Below are 18,331 nucleotides of genomic sequence, written 5' to 3'. Positions count from 1 at the left end.
TCCCGGCGTTACTTGCCAGCCGCAGGCGCAGAAGAGCTGACCGACGCGTTCAGCGCCTTGATCACCTTGTCGGTGATGTCGTGCTTCGGGTTGATGTAGATGGCCTCCTGGAGGATGGCATCGTACTTTTCGGCCTCGGCCACCTGCTTGACCACGCGGTTGGCTCGCTCGTAGACCTGCTGCAGCTCTTCGTTCTTCCGCGCGTTCAGGTCTTCTTGGAACTCACGGCGCTTGCGTTGGAAGTCGCGGTCCTGGTCGACCAGCGCACGCTGGCGAGTGACGCGCTGGCTTTCCGACAGGGTCGGCGCTTCGCGCTCGAACTTCTCGGACGCGGCCTTCAGTGCATCGCCCTGGCCGGTCAGGTCTTTTTCGCGCTTCAGGAACTCGGCTTCGAGCTTGGCCTGGGCGGCCTTGGCCGGTTGTGCCTCTCGCAGCACGCGGTCCGGATTCACGAAACCGATGCGAAAGGTTTCCTGTGCTTGCGCCTGGGCGGGCGCAGCAACGAACAGCGCTGCGGGAATCAACAACGCGCCGGCCGCGGCGCGAATCAAATGCTTCATTTAGAAAGACGTTCCGATCTGGAATTGGAGGCGCTGGATTCTATCCTTGGGGATGGTGATGAACCCGGTGCTCGGGTCTGTCACTTCCTTCTGGGACTTGATGGGGAAGGCATAGGCCAGGCGCAGCGGGCCCAGCGGCGAGATCCAGCTGACGCCCAGGCCGACCGATGCGCGCAGCTTCTTCTCAGCCTTCCATTGCTCGTCGGTCGAACCGGCCGAGCGCGAACCGAAGACGTTGCCGACGTCGAAGAAGCCGTACAGCCGCAGCGTGCGGTCGTTGCCGGCGCCCGGGAACGGCGTGCTCAGCTCGGCGTTGAAAATCGCCTTCTTGGTACCGCCGATGGCCGCGCCTTCGGTCTGGCCGAACAGCGGCACGTCGCGCGGACCCAGCGAGTTCTGCTCGAAGCCACGGATCGAGCCCAGGCCACCCGCGTAGAAGTTCTTGAAGATCGGGTAGACCTTGCCGCCCAGCGCCTTGGCATAGCCAACTTCGCCGTTGATCGAGAAGGTGTACTGCTTGTTGATCGCGAAGAACTGCTGGTACTGGTAGTTCGTCTTGACGTACTTCATGTCGCCGGCCGCACCCACTTCGAGGTTGGCGCGTTGCAGGCGGCCAGTGGTCGGAATCAACGCGCTGTCGCGGTTGTCGCGGCCCCAGCCGATGCTCAAAGGAACGCCCCAGACGCTCTTCTGGTCGCAACCGATCACCAGGATGCCGGTCGGGTCCTTCTGGCATTGGAAGTACCGCAGGTACGAAGGTGGCGTGGTCAGGCCGGAGAAGGCAGTTGCGCTGTTCGCGTCGAACGCGTAGCGCTCGAGGCCGATGCCGAAGAACACCGTGTCGATTTCGCTGAACGGCACACCAAAGCGGATCGACCCGCCCTGGTTCACCAGCTTGTAGTCGCCGTCGATCGACGAGGAATAAGGGCGCGTGGTGGTGTGGTACAGGCTGATCGTGCGCGAGATGCCGTCCTGCGTGAAATACGGGTCGGTGGTGGTCAGCGACAGCGTGCGGTTGTACTTGCTGGTGTTGACCTGCACGCCCAGGAAGTTGCCCGAGCCGAACACGTTTTCCTGCGAGATACCGAAGGTCAGCGCAACCTTTTCAGCGCTCGAGTAACCGGCGCCCAACTGCAGGCTGCCGGTGGGCTTTTCGGTCACGTTGACAGTCAGGTCGACCTGGTCGGGCGAGCCGGGGACTTCCTGCGTATCGACATTCACTTCGGTGAAGAAGCCCAGGCGGTCCACGCGGTCGCGCGACAGCTTGATCTTGTCGCCGTCGTACCAGGAGGCTTCGAACTGGCGGAACTCGCGGCGAATGACTTCGTCGCGGGTCTTGTTGTTGCCGCCGACCGAAACCTTGCGCACGTACACGCGGCGTGCAGGTTCGGCTTGCAGCGTGAGTGCCACGCGGTTGTTGACACGGTCGATCTCCGGACGCGCCTGCACGCGAGCGAAGGCGTAGCCGAAGGTGCCGAAATAGTCGTTGAAGGCCTTGGTGGTCTCGGTGACCTGGTCGCCGTTGTAGGCCTCGCCGGGCTTGATGGTGATGAGCGACTTGAACTCGTCGTCACGGCCGAGGTAGTTGCCGTCGAGCTTGACGCTCGACACCACGAACTTCTCGCCTTCGGTGATGTTGACCGTCACCGTCAGGTCCTTGCGGTCCGGCGAGATGGCGACCTGGGTCGAATCGATGCGGAACTCGAGGTAACCGCGGGTGATGTAGTACGAGCGCAGCGTTTCGAGGTCGGCGTTGAGCTTGGCGCGCGAATACTGGTTCGACTTGGTGTACCAGCTCATGAAGCCGCCGCTGTCCTGGTCGAACAGGCTCAGCAGGGTCGATTCGCTGAAGGCCTTGTTGCCGACCACATGCACTTCGCGGATGCGGGCCGACTCGCCTTCGGTGACCGTGAACGTCAGGTTGACGCGGTTGCGCTCGATGGGCGTGACCGTGGTCACGACCTGCGCGTTGTAAAGGCTGCGGCTCACATACTGGCGCTTGAGCTCTTGCTCGGCGCGGTCGGCCAGCGCCTTGTCGTAAGGACGGCCATCGGTCAGGCCGACTTCGCGCAGAGCTTTCTGCAGCGCAGCCTTGTCGAATTCCTTGGTGCCGACGAAATCGACGTCGGCGATGGTCGGGCGCTCTTCGACGATGACCACCAGCACATTGCCGTTCACGTCGATGCGCACGTCCTTGAACAACCCCAGGTCGAACAGCGCACGGATCGCGGCCGAACCGCGCTCGTCGCTGTAGGTATCGCCCACGCGCAGCGGCAGCGATGCGAAGATCGTGCCGGCTTCGACGCGTTGCAGGCCTTCGACGCGAATGTCGCGCACCGTGAAAGGCTCGACGGCCCAGGCTGCAGTGGCTGCGAGCGCACTGACAACCACCGCGGCAACGCTACGCAGGCGAAAGCGACTGAAGTTTTTGTTCATCTGTGAATTGAGCCGGCACGGAAAGGGCCGGCAGAAAGTTAACCAAAGAGCCGCGTGACGTCGTTGAAGAGTGCGACCGACATCATGACCAGCAGCAGGGCGACACCCCCGCGCTGAAGCCGTTCCATCCAGGCGTCAGAGACGCTCTTGCCGGTCAGGCCCTCCCAAAGATAATACATCAGGTGCCCCCCATCGAGGACCGGCAGCGGCATGAGATTGAGCACGCCCAGGCTCACGCTGATGAGCGCCAGGAACACCAGATACTGCGTGAAACCGAGGCTCGCCGACTTGCCCGCGTAGTCCGCGATGGTGAGCGGGCCGCTCAGATTCTTGAGCGATGCCTCGCCGATGACCATCTTGGCCATCATGCGCACGGTCAGTGCCGACACCTCCCAGGTGCGCACCACGCCACGCCAGACGCCGTCGACCGGACCCTGGCGCACCGTCAACATCTCGGGGGCGGTGCCCACGTAGGCACCGATGCGCCCGACCTTGGCGCCGCCCTCTTCCCGAACCTCGGGCTTCACGTCGAGCGTGAGCGGCTGGCCGCCACGCTCGAGCTGCCAGGGCTGGATGCGCGGCTGGTCGCCATCGACCGAGGCCCGGATCACTTCGCGCAACTGCTGTCCGTCGACGATGGCCGTGCCACCGATGCTGCGCACCACATCGCCGCTGCGCAGCCCCGAACGCTCGGCCGCGCCGCCAGCCATGACTTCGCCGATTTCGGGGCGCGTCAGGGGTGCGAGCACTCCGATCTTGCGGAACATCTGCGGGTCGGCGTCCCGGGTCTCCATGCGGCTCAGGGGCAGCACGACCTGGCGCGCGGGCTTGCCGCCCTCTCCCGCGATTTCGAGCGTCAGGTCGTGGCCGTCGAGCGCGCCGCGCGTCATGCGCCAGCGCAGGTCTTCGAAGGATTGAACGGGCGACAGGTCGCCGTCGAAGCCGGCCTGGGTGATGTGTTCGCCGCCACGCAAGCCCGCGGCCTCGGCCAGCGACGCCGCCACTGGCCGCGCCAGCTTGGCCACCGGCTCCTGCACGCCGATCCAGTTGACTGCCGTGTAGAGCACCACGGCCAGCAGCAGGTTGGCGATAGGCCCTGCAGCCACGATGGCCGCGCGCGAACGCAAAGGCTGGGTGTTGAAGGCGCGATGGCGCTCTTCAGGCGCGACCGGCCCTTCGCGCTCGTCGAGCATCTTGACGTAGCCACCGAGCGGAAATGCGCCGATGACGAACTCAGTCGATTGCCCCGGATGCTGGCGCTTGGGCTGCCAGCGGATCAGCGCCTTGCCGAAGCCGACCGAGAAACGCTCCACCTTGACGCCGCAAGCCACGGCGACGCGGTAGTGGCCGTACTCGTGCACCGCAATCAGGACACCGAGCGCGACCACGAAGGCTATGACAGTGAGCAGCATCGGAATCCTTGGTTTCCAGGGGGAGCGTCAGGCCGCGAAACGCAGCGCCGCGGCATTGGCCGCCGCGCGCGCGCTGGCATCGAGCGCCAGGAGGTCGGCGAGCGATGCGGGCTTGGAGGGAGAGACCGCCTCCAAAGTTTCCATGTTGACCGCATGAATGCGATCGAAACGCAAACGGCGGTCCAGAAAGGCTTCGACCGCCACCTCGTTGGCCGCATTCAGCACCGCGGTGGTGCCGGGCGCGGCGCGCAGTGCATGCCAGGCCAGGCCCAGTCCCGGGAACAGCGCCGGGTCGGGCGTGTTGAAGGTCAGCGCCGACATCTCGCGGAAATCGAGCCGCGCCGCGCCGCTTTCGATGCGCTCCGGCCATGCCAGGCCGACGGCGATCGGCACCCGCATGTCGGGCGTGCCCAGCTGGGCCATGACCGAGGCGTCGGTGAACTGCACCATCGAATGCACCACGCTCTGCGGATGGATGACCACCTCGATCTGCTCCGGCGACACGCCGAACAGATGGCGCGCCTCGATCACCTCGAGCGCCTTGTTCATCATGGTGGCCGAATCGACCGAAATCTTGCGGCCCATGACCCAGGTCGGATGGGCACATGCCTGCTCCGGCGTGACCGAGCCCAGCGTTTCGGGCGCGCGCGTGCGGAATGGGCCGCCCGAGGCCGTCAGGATGATCTTGTCGATGCGCCGTGCCCAGGTGGACGGGTCTTCGGGCAGCGACTGGAAAATGGCCGAGTGCTCGCTGTCGATGGGCAGCAGCGTGGCGCCGCCCTCGCGCACCGTGCGCATGAACAACTCGCCGCCGACGACGAGCGCTTCCTTGTTGGCCAGCAGCAAGCGCTTGCCGGCACGCGCAGCCGCCAGGCAGGGGCCAAGGCCCGCGGCGCCGACGATGGCCGCCATGACGGCGTCGACCTCGTCGTGCGACGCTATCGTTTCAAGAGCATCGGCGTCGGTCAGCACGACGGTCTTCAGGCCGCTTTGGTTGAGCTTTTCAGCCAGCAAGGCGGCATGCGGCGGGCTTGCCATGACTGCGAACCGTGGCGAGAACTGCGCGCATTGCGCCAGCAGCTCGTCGACCCTGGTGGCCGCGGAAAGCGCGAAAACCTCGAAGCGCTCGGGGTGCCGCGCGATGACGTCGAGCGTGCTCACGCCGACCGAACCGGTCGATCCGAGCACCGTGACGCGTTGTCTGGGAGTGTTCACAGGAAGGCCAGCATCATGGCAATGGGCAGCGCGGGCAAGAGGGCATCCACGCGGTCGAGGACCCCGCCATGGCCCGGCAACAACCGGCTGCTGTCCTTGGCGCCGGCGCTGCGCTTGATCAGAGATTCGACAAGGTCGCCGACGACGCTCATCGCAGAAAGAAACAGCGCGCCCAGCAGCAGGAGCCACCAGCCGCGCTCGTTGAGCCGGGTGTACAGGCTGGCGACTGTCGCGCCGGCGGCCTTGTCGGCCCACACCCAGGCAAAGGCCAGCACCACCACGCCGATCATCCCGCCCCACACGCCTTCCCAGCTCTTGCCGGGGCTGATGGCCGGAGCCAGCTTGTTGCGGGTGAACTTCAGGCCGAAGGCGCGGCCGGCGAAATACGCGAACACGTCGGCCACCCACACAAGCACCAGGATCGACAGCAAGAAATTGATGCCGATCATGCGGGCCTGCACCGCCGCGAGCCACGCGACCCACAGCGCCAGCAGCCCCCCGACCAGTCGCAATCCACGCGGAATGCGCGGCCAGCCCGGCACCGCCACCCTCAGCAACGCCGCGCCGCCCAGCACCCAGGCCGCGCTGGCCAAGGTCCACATGAGCGCAAGCGGCTGCTCCAGCAGGCCCAGCCACCAGGACAGCCCGCACAGCACCACCGTCTCGATGCCCAGGAACACCGAGAGCCGCTGGCCATAGCCGTTCAGCCGCCCCCACTCCCATGCCGCCGCGCCGATCAGCACGAGCATCACGCAGGCAAAGGGAATGTGGTTTCGGTAGAACAGCGCCGGCAGCAGGATCGCGAGCAGCACGATCGCCGTGAGGATGCGTTGTTTGAGCATGCGGGGAAGTGTGTCAGGCCGTGAGGCCTTGTGGGGCCGAGACCTGTGCCGACGTCTGGCCAAAGCGGCGCTCGCGGCCCTGGAACGCGGCAATGGCCTCGTCCAGCGCGGCTTCGTCGAACTCGGGCCACAACTTGGCGCTGAAGAAAAGCTCGGCGTAGGCACTCTGCCAGAGCAGGAAGTTCGACAGGCGCTGCTCGCCCCCGGTGCGAATGAACAGGTCCGGGTCGGGCACATGGGCCAGCGCCATGGCGCGGTCCAGGCTGGCCTCAGTGATGGGCTCGCCCTGCGCCGCTAGCTTGGCTGCGGCCTTTGCGATGTCCCAGCGACCGCCGTAGTTGAAGCACACGTTGAGCTGCATGCGCGTGTTGTGCGCGGTGGCTTCCTCGGCGTCGACCAGGCCCTTCACCATCTTGGGCGAAAGGCCCGCGCGTTCGCCGACGAAACGCAGCCGCACGCCATCTTTGCTGAGCCGGGGCACTTCACGCGCGAGCGCGCCGACCATCAGCTCCATCAGCCCGGAGACCTCTTCGACGGGGCGGTTCCAGTTTTCCGAGGAAAACGCGAACACCGTGAGCACGCCCACGCCGCGGTCGGCGCAGGCCTTGACACAGCGGCGCAGCGACTCCACGCCCTGCTTGTGCCCCGCCACGCGAGGAAGAAAACGCCGCGTCGCCCAACGGCCGTTGCCGTCCATGACGATGGCAACGTGGTGCGGAATGCGCGGCGATGTGGAGGCCATGGCAGGCCTCAAACGGCCATGATCTCCGCTTCCTTGGCCGCGATCAGGCGGTCGATTTCCGCGATGTGGCGGTCGGTGACCTTCTGGATCTCGGCTTCGGCGCGCTTCTGGTCGTCTTCCGAGGCCAGCTTGTCCTTCACCAGCTTCTTGACCGACTCATTCGCGTCGCGGCGCAGGTTGCGCGTGGCGATCTTGGCGCTCTCGCCTTCGTTGCGGACCAGCTTGGTCATTTCCTTGCGGCGCTCTTCGCTCATGGCGGGCAGCGGCACGCGGATCAGGTCGCCCATCGAGGCCGGGTTCAGCCCCAGGTCGCTTTCACGAATGGCCTTCTCGATCTTGGCGCCCATGCCCTTTTCCCAGGGCTGGACGCTGATGGTGCGCGAGTCGAGCACCGACACGTTGGCCACCTGGCTCAGCGGCACCTGCGAGCCGTAGTACTCGACATGAATCGAGTCGAGCAGCGCCGAGTTGGCGCGGCCGGTACGGATCTTGGTGAGGTTGTTCTGGAACGCCGCGAGTGATTGGTTCATCTTCGCGTCGGTCGTGCTCCGAATGTCTGCAATGGTCATCTTATTGGCTCCTAGGCATGCACCAGCGTGCCCTCGTCCTCGCCCATGACGACGCGCTTGAACGCGCCGTTCTTGAGGATCGAGAACACCTTGATCGGCAGCTTCTGGTCGCGGCACAGCGCGAAGGCCGTGGCGTCCATGATGCCGAGATTCTGCGCAATCGCCTCGTCGAACGTGAGCGAGGAATAGCGCGTTGCATTGGGGTTGGTCTTGGGATCGGCGGTGTACACACCGTCGACCTTGGTCGCCTTGAGCACCAGCTCGGCGCCAATTTCGGCACCGCGCAGCGCCGCGGCCGTGTCGGTCGTGAAGAACGGGTTGCCCGTGCCGGCCGCGAACACCACGACCTTGCCCTCTTCGAGGTACTGCAGGGCCTTGGGGCGCACATAGGGCTCGACCACCTGCTCGATGGCAATGGCGGACATCACGCGGGCCACCAGGCCCTGCTTGTCCATCGCGTCGGCCAGGGCGAGCGAGTTCATGACCGTGGCCAGCATGCCCATGTAGTCGGCCGTGGCGCGGTCCATGCCGACGGAGCCTCCCGCGACGCCGCGGAAGATGTTGCCGCCACCGATCACGACCGCCACCTGGACGCCCATGTTCACGACCTCGGCCACCTCCTGGACCATCCGCACGATGGTGGCGCGGTTGATGCCGAAGGCGTCGTCGCCCATCAGTGCCTCTCCCGACAGCTTCAACAAGATTCGCTTGTGGGCTGGGCGGGGATCAGACATGGGCAATTTCCTTTGGTTGGCGGGGGCGAGTGTAAAACGTGGCGGTGAAAAAGCGGCGGCACGCTCTTGCGCACCGCCGCTGTAGTGGCTGCGAGATCAGGCAGCAGCCTTGGCAGCGGCGACTTGCGCGGCCACTTCGGCAGCGAAGTCGTCGACCTTCTTCTCGATGCCTTCGCCGACCACGTACAGGGTGAAACCCTTGATCGAGGTGTCGGCGGCCTTGAGCATCTGCTCGACGGTCTGCTTGTCGTTCTTCACGAACGGCTGGTTGTGCAGCGAGACTTCCTTCAGGTACTTCTGCACGCCACCTTCGATGCGCTTGGCAACGATGTCGTCGGGCTGCGGCTTCTTGCCTTCGGCTTCGGCAACCTTGCGGTCTTCGGCAGCCTTGCCGGCAGCCACGGCGCGTTCTTTTTCGATCAGCTCGGCGGGCACGTCCGATGCCTGGATGGCGACAGGCTTCATGGCGGCGATGTGCATGGCCACGTCCTTGGCGGAGGTGTCGTCGCCTTCGAACTCGACCATCACGCCGATGCGCGTGCCGTGCAGGTACGAAGCGAGCTTGCCGTTGCCGGCGAAGTGCTTGAAGCGGCGGAAGCTCATGTTCTCGCCGATCTTGCCGATCAGGCCCTTGCGCACGTCTTCGAGCGTGGGGCCGAAGCCGTCTTGCTCATAGGCCAGCGCGCCCAGGGCGGCGATGTCAGCGGGGCTGTTCTTCGCGACCAGCATGGCGGCCGCGTTGGCCATGGCCAGGAAGCTGTCGTTCTTGGTGACGAAGTCGGTCTCGCAGTTGATTTCGATCATGCCGCCGGCAGCGCCGTCGACAAAAGCCGTGACCACGCCTTCGGCCGTGATGCGACCCGATGCCTTGCCAGCCTTGTTGCCCAGCTTGATGCGCAGCAGCTCTTCGGCCTTTTCCATGTTGCCTTCGGCCTCGGTGAGAGCCTTCTTGCATTCCATCATGGGCGCGTCGGTCTTAGCGCGCAGTTCGCCAACCATGCTTGCGGTGATTGCAGCCATTTGTGTATCTCCGAAAATCCAAAAATCAGGTTAAAAAAAAGGGGCACCAAGCCCCTTCTTCAGGCGCGTGAAGGCACCCGCTCAGGCCGAAGCGCTTTCTTCGACTTCGACGAATTCGTCGCTGCTGCCTTCGGCAACGGCCTTGACCACATCACCACCGGCGCTGTTGCGACCTTCGATGATCGCGTCGGCGATGCCGCGTGCATACAGCGTGACGGCCTTCGACGAGTCGTCGTTACCGGGAATCACGTAGTCGATGCCTTCGGGCGAGTGGTTGGAGTCGACCACGCCGATCAGCGGAATGCCGAGCTTCTTGGCTTCGGCGACGGCGATTTTGTGGAAGCCCACGTCGATCACGAAGATCGCGTCCGGCAGCGCAGCCATGTCCTGGATGCCACCGATGTCCTTTTCGAGCTTCGCGATTTCGCGCGAGAAGGTCAGTTGCTCCTTCTTGCTCAGCGAGTCGAGGCCGGCTTCTTGCTGGGCCTTCATGTCTTTCAGACGCTTGATGGAGGTCTTGACGGTCTTGAAGTTGGTCAGCATGCCGCCGAGCCAGCGGGTGTCGACGAAAGGCACGCCAGCGCGACGGGCTTCAGCCGCCACGATTTCACGGGCCTGGCGCTTCGTGCCGACCATCAAGATCGTGCCGCGGTTGGCGGTGAGCTGCTTGGCGTACTTCATCGCGTCCTGGAACATCGGGAGCGACTTTTCCAGGTTGATGATGTGGATCTTGTTGCGGTGACCGAAGATGAACGGAGCCATCTTGGGGTTCCAGAAGCGGGTTTGGTGACCGAAGTGGACACCGGCTTCCAGCATTTCGCGCATGGTGGTAGACATTAGAAATTACTCCAAAGGTTGGGTCTAAAATCCAGCCCGTTTTGTGCTCTTTTGAACTGAGTCACAACACCTTGATTGGGCCGGTTTGCGGATGTGTCTGGCTGGATGCAACGGGAGCCGTTGCTCGACCAGCGAAACCCAAAGAGTATAGCACGCCTCCCGCCCTCTCTTTCCTGAACCCGAGCCGCCCGCGCGGCATCTGCAGCCACCCATGAACGACCTCCACGCCACCCGTCTCACCCTTCTGGCAGGTGGCAACGATGCACGCACCGAAATGGAGCGCGTCATCGACATCGCCCGGTCGCCGGCCTGCGACCACGTCTTCACCCGCCCGATGTTCGACGAGGCCCGCCAGGCCGCCGCCGAATCGAACCCGGACAGCCGGCTGTCCGGCCTGGCCTTCACCGCCAAGGACCTGTTCGACATCGAGGGCCAGCCGACCCCGGCCGGCTCGGTGGTCCTGAGCCACGCTCCCGCCGCCCGTTCCGACGCCCTCGCCGTGGCACGGCTGCGTGCAGCCGGCGGGGTGCTGACCGGTCGCACCAACATGACCGAATTCGCCTTCTCGGGCGTCGGCGTCAACCCGCACCACGGAACGCCCGCCAACGTGAGCGACGCCGCCACGCCGCGCATTCCCGGCGGATCGTCCTCCGGCGCCGCGATTTCGGTCGCCAGCGGCGCCGCTTTCATCGGGCTGGGATCGGATACGGGCGGCTCGATCCGCATTCCGGCGGCGCTGAACGGCATCGTCGGGTTTAAGAACACGGCCAGGCTCACCCCCGCCGACGGCGCGCTGCCGCTGTCGACCACGCTCGACACCGTCTGCGCCATGACCCGTTCGGTGCGCGACGCCATCACAGCGCACGAAATCCTGGCCGCCCGGCGCGTCACTGCCGGCAACGCCCCGCTCGCCGCTTACCGCTTGGCCGTGGTGAAGAACGTCTTTTTCGACGCCATCGAGCCGGCTGTGGCCAACGCCTTCGAGCGTTCGCTGAAAACGATGCGCGCCGCCGGCGCCCGCATCCAGGAAATCGAGCTGCCCGAGCTCGCCGAGCTGTCCACCATCAATGCTACCGGCGGCTTCTCCGCTGCCGAGGCCCACGCCTGGCACCGGCTGCTGCTGGAGCGCAGCGGCGCCGGCTACGACCCGCGCGTGGCGCAACGCATCCTGCGCGGCGCCAGCATGAAGGCGCACGAATACATCGACCTCGTCAACGCCCGCCGCGACTGGATCGCCCGCGTCGAGGCCAGGCTGGCGCCCTTCGATGCCGTGCTGTCGCCGACGGTGCCCATCACCGCGCCGTCGATCGCCAGCGTGGCACCGGGTGCCAAGCGCGACGACGAGTTCTTCCGCGTCAACGCCCTGCTGCTGCGCAACCCGTCGATCGTCAACATGCTCGACGGCTGCGCCCTCTCGCTGCCCTGCCACGCTGCCGGTGAATTGCCGGTCGGCCTCATGCTGTGGCACGCCGCGCTGCACGACGACGCCGTGCTGGCCGTGTCGCTCCAAACCGAGCAAGCGCTGCAAAAATAACAGCTGCCGCCGCCGCACCCAATGGGCTTCGGGGCGTCGGCCATCTCCTTTATCTAGAACACTCAATGAAAATCGCGATCGTGGGCGCCGGCATCATCGGCGTCACCACCGCCTGGGAACTGGTTTCCGACGGTCATGAAGTGACCGTGTTCGAGCGCCGAGGCGCCGCCGCAGAAGAAGCCAGCTTCGCCAACGCGGGCGTGGTCGCACCCGGGTATGTCACGCCGTGGGCCGCCCCCGGCATGCGCGGCAAGGTGCTGCGCTCGCTGCTCTCCTCGCACGGCGCCATCAAGCTGCGCTGGCCGCTGAATTCGCGCGACATCGGCTGGATGTCGCGCTGGCAGAAGGCCTGCAAGCTCGAAACCTACCTGGCCAACCGCGCCCGCATGCAGCGCCTGGCCTTCTACAGCCGCACCCGGCTGCACGAGGTGACCGAGGCGCGCGAGCTCAGCTACGAGCGCAGCGACGGCTATCTCGTGCTGCTGCGCTCCAAGCGCGAGAAAAAGCTGGTGCAGCCCGGGCTCGACGTGCTGCGCCAGGCCGGGAGCGTGTTTCGCGAGGTCGATGCCGACGAGGCCCGCCTGCTCGAACCCGCGCTCAACCCCGACACCCCGCTGGCCGGCGCCATCCACCTGCCGGAAGACGAAGTGGCCAACTGCCGCCAGTTCGCGCTGCTGCTCAAGTGGGAGGCGGAGGCCTTCGGCGCGCAATTTCATTTCAACTGCGACATCGCACCGCTGAGCCGCGCAGCCCCCACCTCGCTGTCGCTGGCGAGCGGCTCCGAGCCCGTGCGCTACGACGCGGTCGTGGTGTGCGCCGGCCTGGCGTCCGCTTCGCTATTGCGCCCACTGGGCCTGCGCATTCCGATGGCGCCGGTGTACGGGCATTCGGTCAGCGCGCCCATTCGCGAGCCGCTCAACGCGCCGCGCAGCGCGGTGATGGACGAGCGCTACAAGGTCGCCATCTCTCGCCTGGGCCAGCGCGTACGCGTGGCTGGCAGCGCCGAAATCGGCGGTTCGCTGGACACCATGAGTCCCGCCGCCATCCAGACGCTCTACAAGGTGCTGCACGACTGGTTTCCGGGCGCGGCCACGCTGCAGTCGGGCGTCCAGCAATGGAAAGGCGCGCGTCCGATGCTGCCGGACGGCCCGCCCGTGCTCGGCGCCAGCGGCATTCCGGGCGTGTGGCTCAACCTCGGACACGGCTCGAGCGGCTGGGCGCTGTCGTGCGGCAGCGCACGCGTGCTGGGCGACCTGATCGGCGGGCAGGACCCGGGCGTCGATCTCGAAGGCCTGGGCGTCGAGCGCCTCAGTCTCTAGGGCCCCATCGGCGCAGGCGCTCCGGGCTGGCCGGCTGCTCGACCGGCAGTTCAGGCTCGGGTGCCGGCATCCACTTGCCGGCGATCCATGCCAGCAGCGCCGGAGCCACCAGGCCGAAAAACACGAGGCACAGCAGGCTGGCGCCCATCGCCAGCCAGCGCACGGCGCCTGAACCCGCTTCCGCCGGCACGTCGAGCCAGCGCATCACGCCGAAGCCGTAGCCGAGGTTCGCGGCCCAGGCAATGTCGCGCAGCGGCACGCGGCGCAAGGTCACGGCCAGCAGGAACAGCCCCCACACCACCGCGAGCAAACCGAGCGCCCACCCCGCGCCGCCGATCAGCGCCATGCCCATGCCGGCGAAGCCGGCAAACCAGGCCAGCAGAAGGACCAGCAGCCAGCCAAGGGTCTTGAGCATCATCGTTCGATGATAGGAGGCACGGCGGCACAATGGCTCGATGCACCGCATCACGTCCGCCACAGCCGCCGATCTGTTCGACATCGCCGCCACGCGCCGCATCGAGCAGGCCGCGGCCGCCGCCTTGCCCGCCCACACGCTGATGCAACGCGCAGGCCTCGCGGTCGCGCGGCTCGCGATGGCGATCGCGCCACATGCGCGGACGATCTGGGTGGCGTGCGGCCCGGGCAACAACGGCGGCGACGGTTTCGAGGCGGCGGCGCAGTTGCGGCATCGGGGCTTCTTTCCGGTCGTCACCTTCGCCGGCGACGAAGGCCGCTTGCCACCGGACGCCAAGGCGTCGCTGCAACGGGCTCGCGACGCGGGCGTCACCATCGCAGCACAGCCGCCTTCGCATTGCGACCTGGCGATCGACGCGTTGCTCGGCATCGGCTCGAGCCGACCGCCCGAAGGCGCGATGGCCGAATGGCTCGCGACGATGCATGCCGGTGCACACCCGGTGCTCAGCGTCGACGTGCCCTCGGGACTGAATGCGGACACCGGCACGCTGGCCCATGGCGCCGACCCTGCGCAAGGATCCAGCCGCTCCTGCATCACCTTCCTCACGCTCAAGCCCGGCCTGTTCACCGCCCAGGGCCGCGACGCCGCAGGCACCGTCTGGTTCGACGACCTGGGCTGCGGCACCTCCAAGGACCAACCCACCGCACGCCTGGCCGGCGCGCCCGAGGCGCAGCCGCGCACCCACGCGTCGCACAAGGGCAGCTATGGCGATGTGGCGGTGGTCGGCGGCGCGTCGGGCATGGCGGGTGCGGCGCTGCTGGCCGGCTCCGCGGCCCTGCATGCGGGTGCGGGCCGGGTGTTCGTCGGGCTTCTCGATGCGAGCGCGGCACCGGTCGATGTCTCCCAGCCCGAGCTGATGCTGCGCGACGCCCGCGCGCTGGACCTGTCGGCCATGACCGCCGTTTGCGGCTGCGGCGGTGGAGAGGCGGTGCGCGAACTGCTGCCGCGCGTGCTGTCGACGGCGGCAGCGCTGGTGCTCGATGCGGATGCGCTCAATGCCATCGCGGCCGATGGCGCGCTGCAGGCGCAGCTGGTGTCACGCGGCAAGCGCGCGGCGCCGACCGTGATCACGCCGCATCCGCTGGAAGCGGCGCGATTGCTGGGGTGCACCGCATCCGAGATTCAAGCCGACCGGCTGGCGGCGGCACGTGAGCTGGCGGCACGCTTCGGCGTGGTAGCGGTGCTCAAGGGGTCGGGCACGGTGATTGCCGATGCAGGCAAGGCGTTGCCCGTCGTCAACCTCACCGGCAATGCCCGGCTGGCAACGGCCGGCACCGGCGACGTGCTGGCCGGCATGATCGGCGCGGCACTGGCCGCACTGACCGCACTGGAGGCGCGTCGGCCCGCATTCGACGCGGCGCGCGAAGCGGTCTGGCAGCACGGCCATATCGCTGACACGTGGCCAAGCGATGCGGCCCCGCTCACGGCGGGCACGCTGGCCCGCCGCGCGCCCGTCTGAAAACCGCCTAGCCGCGGCCGACGAAGGGCATCTTCGTCGCCATGATCGTGTGGAACAGCACGTTGGCTTCCAACGGCAGGTTCGCCATGTAGAGCACCGACTGGCCCACGATCTTCACGTCGATCAGCGGCTCGATGGCGAGTTCGCCGTTGGCTTGCGCCACGCCCTTGGCCATGCGCGACGCCAGCTCGGTCATGGCGTTGCCCACGTCCACCTGGCCCACGGCGATGTCGTACTTGCGCCCGTCGAGCGACGCGGTCTTGGTCAGGCCTTCGACCGCGTGCTTGGTGGACGTGTAGGCGGCCGAGTTGGGCCGCGGCGCGGTGGCCGAGATGGAGCCGTTGTTGATGATGCGCCCACCCATCGGGGTCTGCGCCTTCATCGTGCGGAACGCCTGCTGGATGCAGAAGAACATGCCCGTCAGGTTGATGTCGACCACGCCCTGCCATTGCTCGGGCGTCCAGTCCTCGAACGGGCCCGGCGGGTTGCCCACGCCGGCGTTGTTGAACAGCAGGTCGACGCGCCCGAAGCGCTCGACGGTGGCGGCGAACAGGGCCTGCACCGACTCGGCCTTGGCCACGTCGGTGGGCACCGCGAAGGCACGCGCGCCCGCGCCCGATTCCTCGGCCACCTGCTCCAGCGGCTCCAGGCGGCGTCCGGCCAGCACCACGCTCCAGCCGTCGCCCAGCAACGCCAGCGCCGCGGCGCGGCCGATGCCGGAGCCCGCTCCGGTGACGATGGCGATGCGGCCCTTGTTGTCTTCAGCGCTCATGCTCTGTGTCTCTTTCTCTTTTTTCAGGTTGTCGATGTGTCATGCGGCAAGGCTTCAGCGGCGCGGCTTGCGCCCCTTCATCTTGTTGGCGGCCTTCTTGACCGCCGACTTGAAGGCCTGCATGGCCGACTGCGGCCCCACCGCGGCCGAGCCGCCATGGTCCGAGCGCTCCACGCGATCGCCGCGGTCGCTGCGGTCGCCGCGCGGCTCCGCGCCGCCGGCCTCGCCCTTGTGGCGCGACCCGCGCTTGGCCGACGCCTTCACCGTCACGCCGGATGACGTGGCGCCCTTGTCCTTCATAGCGCGCGAGGTCAGGTCCTCGCCTTCGCGCACGAGGCGGAAGTCGATCTTGCGGCCGTCCAGGTCGACGCGGCTCACCTGCACCCGCACGCGCGTGCCGATGGCATAGCGGATGCCGGTGCGCTCGCCGCGCAGCTCCTGGCGCATCTCGTCGTACTTGAAGTACTCGCCGCCGAGCTCGGTGATGTGCACCAGCCCTTCGACATACATCGCGTCGAGCGTGACGAAGATGCCGAAGGTGGTGGCCGCGGTGACCACGCCGCCGTATTCCTCGCCGAGGTGCTCGCGCATGTACTTGCACTTGAGCCAGGCTTCGACGTCGCGGCTGGCCTCGTCGGCGCGGCGCTCGTTGGCGCTGCAGTGCAGGCCGGCGGCCTCCCATGCCAGCACTTCCTTGCTGGGCGCGATGGTGGCTTTCTGCGGCTTGTTGGTCGGCGCCTTCACGCGCGACGCGAGCCGCTTGGCCAGCTTGGCATGCGCCTCGCCAGGGGTGGGCAGCATCGGCAGCTGGTAGCGCGTCTTCGTGAGAATCGCCTTGATCACGCGATGCACCAGCAAGTCGGGATAGCGCCGGATCGGGCTCGTGAAGTGCGTGTAGGCCTCGTACGCCAGCCCGAAGTGGCCGCTGTTGAACGGCGTGTAGATCGCCTGCTGCATGGAGCGCAGCAGCATGGTGTGGATCTGCTGCGCGTCGGGGCGGTCCTTGGTGGCCGTTGCAATCGCCTGGAACTCGCCCGGCTTGGGGTCGTCGGTGATGCTCAGGCCGACACCCATGGCCTTGAGGTAGCCGCGCAGGATTTCCTTCTTCTCCGCCGTCGGGCCTTCGTGCACGCGGAACAGGCCCGGGTGCTTGCCTTCGGCGATGAAGTCGGCGCTGCACACGTTGGCCGCCAGCATGGCTTCTTCGATGAGGCGGTGCGCCTCGTTGCGCGTGCGGGGCACGATCTTCTCGATGCGGCCGGCGTCGTCGCAGATGATCTGCGTCTCGGTGGTCTCGAAGTCGACCGCGCCACGCTTGCCGCGCTGCTTGAGCAGCGCCTTGTAGACGTCGGCGAGGTTCAGCAGGTCCTTCACGCGGTCCTTGCGCTTGGCCGCTTCGGGGCCGCGCGTGTTGCCGAGGATGGCCGCCACTTCGGTGTACGTGAAGCGCGCGTGGCTGAACATGACGGCCGGGTAGAACTGGTAGGCGTAGATCTCGCCGTCGGCCGCGACCAGCATGTCGCACACCATGCACAGGCGTTCGACCTCGGGGTTCAGCGAGCACAGGCCGTTCGACAGCTTCTCCGGCAGCATCGGAATGACGCGACGCGGAAAGTAGACGCTGGTGGCGCGGTCGTAGGCGTCGATGTCGATCGGCGAACCGGTCTTCACATAGGCGCTCACGTCGGCGATGGCCACCAGCAGGCGCCAGCCCTTGCCGCGGCCCACTTTCGCGGGCTCGCAGTACACGGCGTCGTCGAAGTCGCGCGCGTCTTCACCGTCGATGGTGACGAGCGGAATGTCGGTGAGGTCGACACGGCCTTTTTTGTCGGCGGGGCGGACCTTCTCGGGCAGCGCCTTGGCTTCGGCCAGGCACTCCGCGGAAAACTCGTGCGGTACGCCGTACTTGCGCACGGCGATTTCGATTTCCATGCCGGGGTCGTCAATTTCGCCCAGCACTTCCTTCACGCGACCCACGGGTTGGCCGAACAACGCCGGCGGCTCCGTGAGCTGCACGACGACGACCTGCCCCACCTTCGCGGGACCGGTCGCGCCCTTGGGAATCAGGACGTCTTGCCCGTAGCGTTTGTCTTCGGGCGCGACAAGCCAGATGCCGCCTTCATGCAGCAAGCGGCCGATGATCGGTTGCTCGGGGCGCTCGACGATTTCCACGACGCGCCCCTCGGGGCGGCCGCGGCGGTCTTGTCGCACGACGCGCGCCTTGACGCGGTCCTTGTGCAGCACGGCCCGCATCTCGTTCGGGGGCAGATAGATGTCTGCTTCGCCGTCGTCGCGCTGTACGAAACCGTGGCCATCGCGATGACCTTGAACGGTTCCTTCGAATTCATCCAGCAAGCCGCTGGAAGTGACATTATTTTTGATATGATCTCCTTCTTTCCTGAAAT

The 18,331-nt window shown here is 66.6% G+C and carries 16 protein-coding genes; 3 read left to right on the top strand and 13 right to left on the bottom strand.

The features are described 5' to 3' along the window. Positions 1 to 8: 8 nt before the first annotated feature. The 10 genes from QTI51_RS07095 to rpsB all read right to left on the bottom strand — a co-directional run bounded on the left by QTI51_RS07095 (position 9) and on the right by rpsB (position 10,367). Positions 9 to 560 (bottom strand): OmpH/Skp family outer membrane protein, encoded by a 552-nt coding sequence (locus QTI51_RS07095; RefSeq protein WP_116908921.1) that lies wholly within the window; start codon positions 558 to 560, stop codon positions 9 to 11. Continuing rightward, positions 561 to 2,996: an outer membrane protein assembly factor BamA gene (gene bamA / locus QTI51_RS07090; protein ID WP_116908920.1), complete on the bottom strand. Its 2,436-nt coding sequence runs from the start codon at positions 2,994 to 2,996 to the stop codon at positions 561 to 563. It lies immediately after the preceding gene. 38 nt (positions 2,997 to 3,034) lie between these two features. Further along, positions 3,035 to 4,408: an RIP metalloprotease RseP gene (gene rseP / locus QTI51_RS07085; RefSeq protein ID WP_116908919.1), complete on the bottom strand. Its 1,374-nt coding sequence runs from the start codon at positions 4,406 to 4,408 to the stop codon at positions 3,035 to 3,037. A gap of 27 nt (positions 4,409 to 4,435) precedes the next feature. Beyond that, positions 4,436 to 5,623: a 1-deoxy-D-xylulose-5-phosphate reductoisomerase gene (gene ispC, locus QTI51_RS07080; protein WP_116908918.1), complete on the bottom strand. Its 1,188-nt coding sequence runs from the start codon at positions 5,621 to 5,623 to the stop codon at positions 4,436 to 4,438. Next, positions 5,620 to 6,465, bottom strand: a complete 846-nt coding sequence (locus QTI51_RS07075) for a phosphatidate cytidylyltransferase (RefSeq protein ID WP_116908917.1) — start codon at positions 6,463 to 6,465, stop codon at positions 5,620 to 5,622. The genes ispC and QTI51_RS07075 overlap by 4 nt, the downstream gene beginning before the upstream one ends. A 13-nt stretch (positions 6,466 to 6,478) precedes the next feature. Next, on the bottom strand, positions 6,479 to 7,207 hold the full coding sequence (uppS, locus tag QTI51_RS07070; protein ID WP_116908916.1) for a polyprenyl diphosphate synthase: 729 nt from the start codon (positions 7,205 to 7,207) through the stop codon (positions 6,479 to 6,481). Positions 7,208 to 7,215: 8 nt separating this feature from the next. Beyond that, complete coding sequence (gene frr, locus QTI51_RS07065) at positions 7,216 to 7,776, bottom strand: ribosome recycling factor (protein ID WP_116908915.1); 561 nt, start codon at positions 7,774 to 7,776, stop codon at positions 7,216 to 7,218. Between the two features lie 11 nt (positions 7,777 to 7,787). Further along, entirely contained in the window at positions 7,788 to 8,510 is a 723-nt protein-coding gene (gene pyrH / locus QTI51_RS07060; protein WP_116908914.1) for a UMP kinase, read from the bottom strand. Between the two features lie 96 nt (positions 8,511 to 8,606). Then, the gene (gene tsf / locus QTI51_RS07055; protein WP_116908913.1) at positions 8,607 to 9,530 is read right to left on the bottom strand and encodes a translation elongation factor Ts; all 924 of its coding nucleotides are present in this window, start codon (positions 9,528 to 9,530) and stop codon (positions 8,607 to 8,609) included. 81 nt (positions 9,531 to 9,611) lie between these two features. After that, positions 9,612 to 10,367 carry a 30S ribosomal protein S2 gene (gene rpsB, locus QTI51_RS07050; RefSeq protein ID WP_116908912.1) on the bottom strand — a complete coding sequence of 252 codons (756 nt, stop codon included), beginning with the start codon at positions 10,365 to 10,367 and terminating at the stop codon, positions 9,612 to 9,614. Between the two features lie 211 nt (positions 10,368 to 10,578). Between rpsB and QTI51_RS07045 the strand changes: the two genes are divergently transcribed. Next, the gene (locus QTI51_RS07045) at positions 10,579 to 11,901 is read left to right on the top strand and encodes an amidase (RefSeq protein ID WP_116908911.1); all 1,323 of its coding nucleotides are present in this window, start codon (positions 10,579 to 10,581) and stop codon (positions 11,899 to 11,901) included. 65 nt (positions 11,902 to 11,966) lie between these two features. After that, a complete protein-coding gene (locus QTI51_RS07040) occupies positions 11,967 to 13,220 on the top strand; it encodes a D-amino acid dehydrogenase (protein ID WP_116908910.1) in 1,254 nt (417 codons plus the stop codon). Here QTI51_RS07040 and QTI51_RS07035 read toward each other — a convergent pair. Next, entirely contained in the window at positions 13,210 to 13,635 is a 426-nt protein-coding gene (locus tag QTI51_RS07035; RefSeq protein ID WP_286512240.1) for a hypothetical protein, read from the bottom strand. The genes QTI51_RS07040 and QTI51_RS07035 overlap by 11 nt on opposite strands. Before the next feature lie 40 nt (positions 13,636 to 13,675). Between QTI51_RS07035 and QTI51_RS07030 the strand changes: the two genes are divergently transcribed. Further along, positions 13,676 to 15,154, top strand: coding sequence for an NAD(P)H-hydrate dehydratase (locus QTI51_RS07030; protein WP_116908908.1), 1,479 nt, complete (start codon positions 13,676 to 13,678; stop codon positions 15,152 to 15,154). Positions 15,155 to 15,161: 7 nt separating this feature from the next. Here the strand turns inward: QTI51_RS07030 and QTI51_RS07025 are convergent, their stop codons facing one another. Both QTI51_RS07025 and rnr read right to left on the bottom strand, forming a co-directional pair. Further along, positions 15,162 to 15,926 carry an SDR family oxidoreductase gene (locus QTI51_RS07025; protein WP_116908907.1) on the bottom strand — a complete coding sequence of 255 codons (765 nt, stop codon included), beginning with the start codon at positions 15,924 to 15,926 and terminating at the stop codon, positions 15,162 to 15,164. A gap of 54 nt (positions 15,927 to 15,980) precedes the next feature. Next, complete coding sequence (gene rnr, locus QTI51_RS07020) at positions 15,981 to 18,281, bottom strand: ribonuclease R (protein ID WP_503011478.1); 2,301 nt, start codon at positions 18,279 to 18,281, stop codon at positions 15,981 to 15,983. Positions 18,282 to 18,331: the final 50 nt, after the last annotated feature.

Source organism: Variovorax sp. J22G73, from assembly GCF_030317035.1.
Taxonomy (GTDB): Bacteria; Pseudomonadota; Gammaproteobacteria; order Burkholderiales; family Burkholderiaceae_C; genus Variovorax.
This window is presented reverse-complemented; position numbering and strand designations above follow the sequence as displayed.